5 protein-coding genes are annotated in these 6,170 nt (G+C 64.8%); 3 read left to right on the forward strand and 2 right to left on the reverse strand.

From position 1 onward, the window contains the following. The first annotated feature begins 84 nt into the window (after positions 1–84). Positions 85–543, forward strand: a complete 459-nt coding sequence (locus AC1MHZ_RS22180) for an Lrp/AsnC family transcriptional regulator (protein ID WP_224456519.1) — start codon at positions 85–87, stop codon at positions 541–543. A gap of 117 nt (positions 544–660) precedes the next feature. On the opposite strand, the gene AC1MHZ_RS22185 is transcribed toward AC1MHZ_RS22180, so the two are convergent. Then, a complete protein-coding gene (locus AC1MHZ_RS22185; RefSeq protein ID WP_084858370.1) occupies positions 661–2,985 on the reverse strand; it encodes an FdhF/YdeP family oxidoreductase in 2,325 nt (774 codons plus the stop codon). A 279-nt stretch (positions 2,986–3,264) separates the two neighbouring features. Between AC1MHZ_RS22185 and moaA the strand changes: the two genes are divergently transcribed. Further along, on the forward strand, positions 3,265–4,269 hold the full coding sequence (gene moaA, locus AC1MHZ_RS22190; protein ID WP_482966923.1) for a GTP 3',8-cyclase MoaA: 1,005 nt from the start codon (positions 3,265–3,267) through the stop codon (positions 4,267–4,269). A 20-nt stretch (positions 4,270–4,289) separates the two neighbouring features. Beyond that, positions 4,290–5,189 carry a bestrophin family protein gene (locus tag AC1MHZ_RS22195; protein WP_482966922.1) on the forward strand — a complete coding sequence of 300 codons (900 nt, stop codon included), beginning with the start codon at positions 4,290–4,292 and terminating at the stop codon, positions 5,187–5,189. 30 nt (positions 5,190–5,219) lie between these two features. Here AC1MHZ_RS22195 and moaB read toward each other — a convergent pair whose 3' ends face one another. Continuing rightward, positions 5,220–5,759 (reverse strand): molybdenum cofactor biosynthesis protein B, encoded by a 540-nt coding sequence (gene moaB, locus AC1MHZ_RS22200; protein ID WP_084858368.1) that lies wholly within the window; start codon positions 5,757–5,759, stop codon positions 5,220–5,222. Positions 5,760–6,170: the final 411 nt, after the last annotated feature.

Consider the following 6,170-nt stretch of genomic DNA (forward strand, 5'->3'; position numbering starts at 1 on the left):
ACCACGCCCGTGTCGGCTATTCTTTTCGTACCCTGATCGCGCTAGTCTCGAGAAACTTTTTCTCGCACCGACCGGCCATCGCATATGGACAGTTTCGACCAGCACATCCTCACCCTCCTCCAGCGTGATGCCTCGATGTCCCTCAAGGACCTGGCCGAGGCCGTCAATCTTTCCACCACCCCTTGCTGGAAGCGGGTCAAGCGTCTGGAGGACGAGGGTTACATCCGAGGCCGCGTCGCCCTGCTCGACCCCGAGCGCCTGGGCCTGGGGCTGACCGTGTTCGTTCAGCTCAAGACCCAGCGCCACGACAGCGCCTGGCTGGAGCAGTTCGCCCGGGTGGTGACGGGGTTCGAAGAGGTGATGGAGGTGTATCGCATGTCCGGCGACTGGGACTACATGCTGCGGGTGGTGGTGGGCGATATCGCGGCGTACGACCGGTTCTACAAGAAACTCATCACCAGCACCGACGGCCTGTCGAACATCACATCGAGCTTTGCCATGGAGCAGATGAAGTACACCACGGCGTACCCGGTGCATCGATGATCAACGGGGCCGTTGCGGCCCAATCGCCGGCAAGCCGGCTCCCACAAGTACGGCGTCAACGCTGTCCGGGTGGGAGCCGGCTTGCCGGCGATTGGGCTGCGCAGCAGCCCCACTGGATCAGGCCACGCTCGCCTCGATCCGGTTCCCGGCCCGCGTCTTCTCCAGCTTGATGGCCACGAACTTCGAGGTCGGCGTGTAGGTGCCCTCGCCATAGCTTTCCAGCGGCACCAATGGGTTGGTCTCCGGATAGTAGGCCGCCGCCTGGCCTTCGGGCAGGTCATAGGGCACCAGGCGGAAGCCCGACACCCGACGCTCGCGGCCGTCCTCCCACAGCGACACCATGTCCACGTGCTCGCCCGGTTCGAAGCCCAGGCGGCGGATGTCCGCCTCGTTGACGAACACCACTTCGCGCAGGCCGAACACACCCCGGTAGCGGTCATCCAGGCCATACAACGTGGTGTTGTACTGGTCATGGGAGCGCAGGGTCTGCAGGATCAGGTCCGGGTTGTCGCCACGGGCCAGCACCTGGGCATTGACCAACTGCCGAGGCAACTCGCTGGCGGTGAAGCGCGCCTTGCCAGTCGCCGTGCGCCATTCGCGCTCGGATGCCGTGTTGCCCAGGTGGAAGCCGCCGGGGTGCTGCAGACGCTCGTTGAAACCGCTGAAGCCCGGGATCACATCGGCGATCATGTCGCGGATGCGGCTGTAGTCGGCGACGGCGTATTCCCAGTCGATCGGTCGGTCGCCCAGGGTGGCCTTGGCGATGCCCGCGATGATCGCCGGCTCCGAACGCAGGTGCGGCGAACGGGGTTTGAGCTGGCCGTGGGAGATATGCACCATGCTGAAGGTATCTTCCACGGTGACGCCCTGGGGCCCTTCGGCCTGCAGGTCGATCTCGGTACGGCCCAGGCACGGCAGGATCAACGCATCGCCACCGGTGACCAGATGCGAGCGGTTGAGCTTGGTGGAAATCTGCACGGTCAGCGCGCAGTTGCGCATCGCCGCGTGAGTACGCGGGGTATCCGGCGTCGCCTGGGCGAAGTTGCCACCCAGGCCGATGAACACCTTGGCCCGGCCCTCTTCCATGGCCTTGATCGCCAGCACCGCGTTATGCCCGTGCTCGCGCGGCACCTTGAACTGGAAGCGTTTTTCCAGGGCATCGAGCAGCTTGGCCGGGGGCTTCTCGTCGATGCCCATGGTGCGGTCGCCCTGCACGTTGCTGTGGCCGCGTACCGGCGACAGGCCCGCGCCTGGCTTACCGACGTTGCCGCGCAGCAGCTGCAGGTTGACGATCTCCTGCACCGTCGGCACCGAATGACGGTGCTGGGTCACGCCCATGGCCCAGCACATGATCACCCGCTCCGCCTTGCGGTACATGCGCGCGGCCAGCTCGATCTCGGCCAGGCTCAGGCCCGACTGCTCGACGATATGTTCCCAGGAGGTGTCATCCACCGCAGCCAGGTAGGCCTCGAGGCCATCGGTGTGCTCGGCGATGAAGGCATGGTCGAACACCGCCGGCTCGCCCTTGGCCTGGGCTTCGCGCTCCCACAGCAACAGGAACTTGGCGATGCCACGCATCGCCGCCATGTCGCCACCCAGGGCCGGGCGGAAGTAGGCGGTATTGGTAGGTTCGGAGCCGTTGCTGAGCATCTCGAACGGGTGCTGCGGATGCTGGAAACGCTCCAGCCCACGCTCCTTGAGCGGGTTGAAGCACACTACCTGGGCGCCCCGCTTGACCGCCTCGCGCAGCGGTTCGAGCATGCGCGGGTGGTTGGTACCCGGGTTCTGGCCAATGACGAAGATCGCGTCGGCCAGTTCCAGATCATGGTAGACGACGGTGCCCTTCCCTACGCCCAAGGTATCGGCCATGCCCACACCACTGGCTTCGTGGCACATGTTCGAGCAATCGGGAAAATTGTTGGTACCGTAGGCGCGCACGAACAGCTGGTAGAGAAACGCTGCCTCGTTGCTGGCCCGGCCGGAGGTGTAGAACTCGGCCTGGTCCGGGGTCTCCAGTGCGTTGAGGTGCCGGGCGATCAGAGCGAAGGCCTCGTCCCAGGTGGTTTCCACATAGTGGTCGGTGGCGGCGTCATAGCGCATCGGGTGGGTCAGCCGGCCTTGGTACTCGAGCCAGTAGTCGGTCTGGGCGGCCAGGGCGCTGACGCTGTATTTGGCGAAGAACGCCGGGTCCACCGAGCGGCCGGTGGCCTCCCAGTTGACGGCCTTGGCGCCGTTCTCGCAGAACTTGACCATGTCACTCTCGGGCGACTCGCCCCAGGCGCAGCCAGGGCAGTCGAAACCGCCGTTCTGGTTGGTCTTGAGCATGGCCCGCAGGTTCTTGAAGGCATTGTCGCTGCCCAACCAGCTCTTGGTCACGCTCTTGAGTGCGCCCCAGCCGGCGGCCGGTCCCTTGTAGTCCCTGATATGTTCGTCTTGGCTCATGCGATGGATCCTCACGCTCTTGAAAAGGCACCGGCTGGTCAGGTCCGGTGTTTATCCAGCCTATGGACCCCGGCCTAGAGCCGTCCAATCGAAATACCTTAAAGCGTGATAAGCCCTCTCGATCATGACGTGCAGCCCTTGTAGGCCGCGGCCTGCAGCCGTGATAGACAGGGCTGATCGAACAGTCAGGGAAAGCAATTTGACGAGGGTGCCCGCAGGTTATAGCTTGGAGGTTGCCTGCGGCGACACGCCGCCTCACCCAATACCCAGAGCATGAACGTGGAAGAGAACACCCAGGCACTGATCGACGGCTTCAATCGGCGCATCGACTACCTGCGGATGTCGGTCACCGACCGCTGCGACTTCCGTTGTGTCTATTGCATGGCCGAAGACATGCAATTCCTGCCGCGCCAGCAGATCCTCAGCCTCGAGGAGCTGTACCAGGTGGCCGAGCGCTTCGTCGCCCTGGGTACCCGCAAGATCCGCCTGACCGGCGGCGAGCCGCTGGTACGCCAGGGCATCGTCGAGCTGTGCGGGCGTATCGCCGCCCTGCCCGGCCTGCGCGAGCTCTGCCTGACCAGCAACGGCTCGCAACTAGGTCGCCTGGCCCAACCGCTGTTCGATGCCGGCGTGTCGCGCCTGAACATCAGCCTCGACAGCCTCGATGCCGAACGTTTCCGCAGCCTGACCCGCACCGGCGACCTGCACCAGGTCATTGCCGGCATCGACGCCGCGCGCCGCGCGGGTTTCCGGCGCACCAAGCTCAATTGTGTGGTGCTCAAGGGCCGCAACGACCACGAGATCGTCGACCTGGTGCGCTTCGCCGTCGAGCGCGAACTGGATATCTCGTTCATCGAGGAAATGCCCCTGGGTGTAATCGACGAGCACGAGCGTGGCGAGTCGTACTGCTCCAGCGACGAAGTGCGCGCGCGTATCGCCGAACACTTCACCTTGGTGGAGTCGGCCGAATCGTCCCAAGGGCCGGCGCGCTACTGGCGGGTCGCCGAGGCACCACAGACCCGGGTCGGCTTCATCTCGCCGCACAGTCACAACTTCTGCGCCACCTGCAACCGCGTGCGCCTGACCGTCGAAGGCCGCCTGCTGCTATGCCTTGGCAACGAGCATTCGATGGACCTGAAACAGGTCATGCGCGCCCACCCCGGCGACACCGAACGCCTGGAGAGAGCCATCCGCGACGCCATGCACCTCAAACCCTACCGCCACCACTTCGAGGTGGGCGGCGAGGTACAGATCCTGCGCTTCATGAACATGACCGGCGGCTGATCGCCCGCCTCTGGAACACCATGATCGTCCATCCCCGTCCCGATGTACTGCGTGTGCTCTTCACCCTCAAGGGCTCGATCGTCAAGCGCATCGCCCTGCGCTGCCTGATGGTCACCTTGCTGGCCGCCCTGATCGTGTTGATCGAGCACCACTACCCGGCCTTCTTCTACCCGGTCAGCGCCACGCCCTTCACCCTGCTGGGCCTGTCGCTGTCGATCTTCATGAGCTTTCGCAACAACGTCTGCTACGACCGCTGGTGGGAAGGCCGCAAGGCCTGGGGGCGGATGATCATCGAGATACGTTCGTTCATCCGCGAAAGCCAGGCGATCGCCGACGAGCGCCTGCGCGCCGAACTGCTACGCGGCCTATGCGCCTTCGCCCATGCACTCAACGCCCGCTTGCGCAACGAGGATGAATTGGCCGTCGCGGGGCCTTGGCTGGCCGACGGCTCGACCATCAGCCGGCACAACACCTGCGATGGGATCCTGCGCCAGCTGGGCGGGCACTGCTCGCGCCTGGCCGAGCGCCAGTCGATCAGCGAATGGCGCTACACCCTGCTCGAACAACGCCTGGTGGGCCTGTCGGAAGTCCAGGCCACCTGCGAACGGATCAAGGGCACGCCATTGCCCTTCCCCTACACGTTGCTGCTGCACCGCACCAGCTATATCTTCTGCGTGCTGCTGCCCTTTGCCCTGGCCGAGCCACTGGGCTGGCTGGCACCGATCTTCACCACCATCGTCAGCTACACCTTCTTCGGCCTGGATGCCATCGGCAACGAACTGGAAGACCCGTTCGGCCGCGACGAGAACGACCTGCCCACCGACGCCATGGTACGTACCCTGGAGCGCGACGTGCTGTCGGCGCTGGGGCACGAACCGCTGCCGCCGGCGCTGGTGCCGGTGGATCATGTGTTGAGCTGAGAACGACGGGGCTGCCAGGCAGCCCCCCACCTACCCCCGACTCTCACACATCCCCACCGCCTTCAGGTGCGGCACGAAATTGCATGGCCGATGCCGCGCATCGAGCTGTTCCACCAGAATCCCCTCCCAGGCCGTACGACAAGCCCCGGTCGAGCCCGGCAGGCAGCAGACCAACGTGCCGTTGGCCAACCCGGCCAAGGCCCGGCTCTGCACCGTCGAGGTACCGATATCGAGGATCGACAGCGCGCGGAACAGCTCGCCAAAGCCATCGATGCGCTTGTCCAGCAGGCAGCCCACCGCCTCGGGCGTGCTGTCGCGCCCGGTGAACCCGGTCCCACCGGTGATCAGCACCACCTGCACCTGTTCATCGGCGATCCACTGGGCGACCTGGGCGCGGATCTTGTAGAGGTCATCCTTGAGCAGCGCCCGTGCCACCAGACGGTGGCCGACCTCCACCGAGCGCGTAGCCAGCAGCTCGCCCGAGGTGTCGTTGTCGAAGGTACGGGTATCGCTGACGGTCAGCACGGCGATGTTGAGCGGTACGAACACCGCGTCCGGTTTCACACTCACCTGGGGTTCCTCACGAAAGGGCATTGTCATGCCACGCTAAGGGCCTAGGCCGGGTGACGTCCAATCGATATGGCGAACCGGGTTATCGAGGCCCTCTATCAATCCCCGCGCCCTGTCTGCTGCGATGCAGATGCCCTGAGGGAATTAGCGGGTCCTGTGGGAGTTTCCATGGTGCTGGACAGGCTCAAACACTTCTCAGCCGTGCCAATACGGCCCAGGCTCCGCTTGCTTCATGGGCGATTACCCAGCCCTTCGGGCTGCGCTGTCACGCAGAGAACAAGCGGCCAATGTAGCCCCTGTGGGAGCGGCGGTGCGGCGGTCCGACTTGTCCCGCGATTAGGCCGGGCCCGATATCACCGTCGCCTGGCAAGGGCTTCGCCCTTGATCGCGGGACAAGCCCGCTCCCACAGG

Source organism: Pseudomonas sp. FA-1 (genome assembly GCF_056856075.1).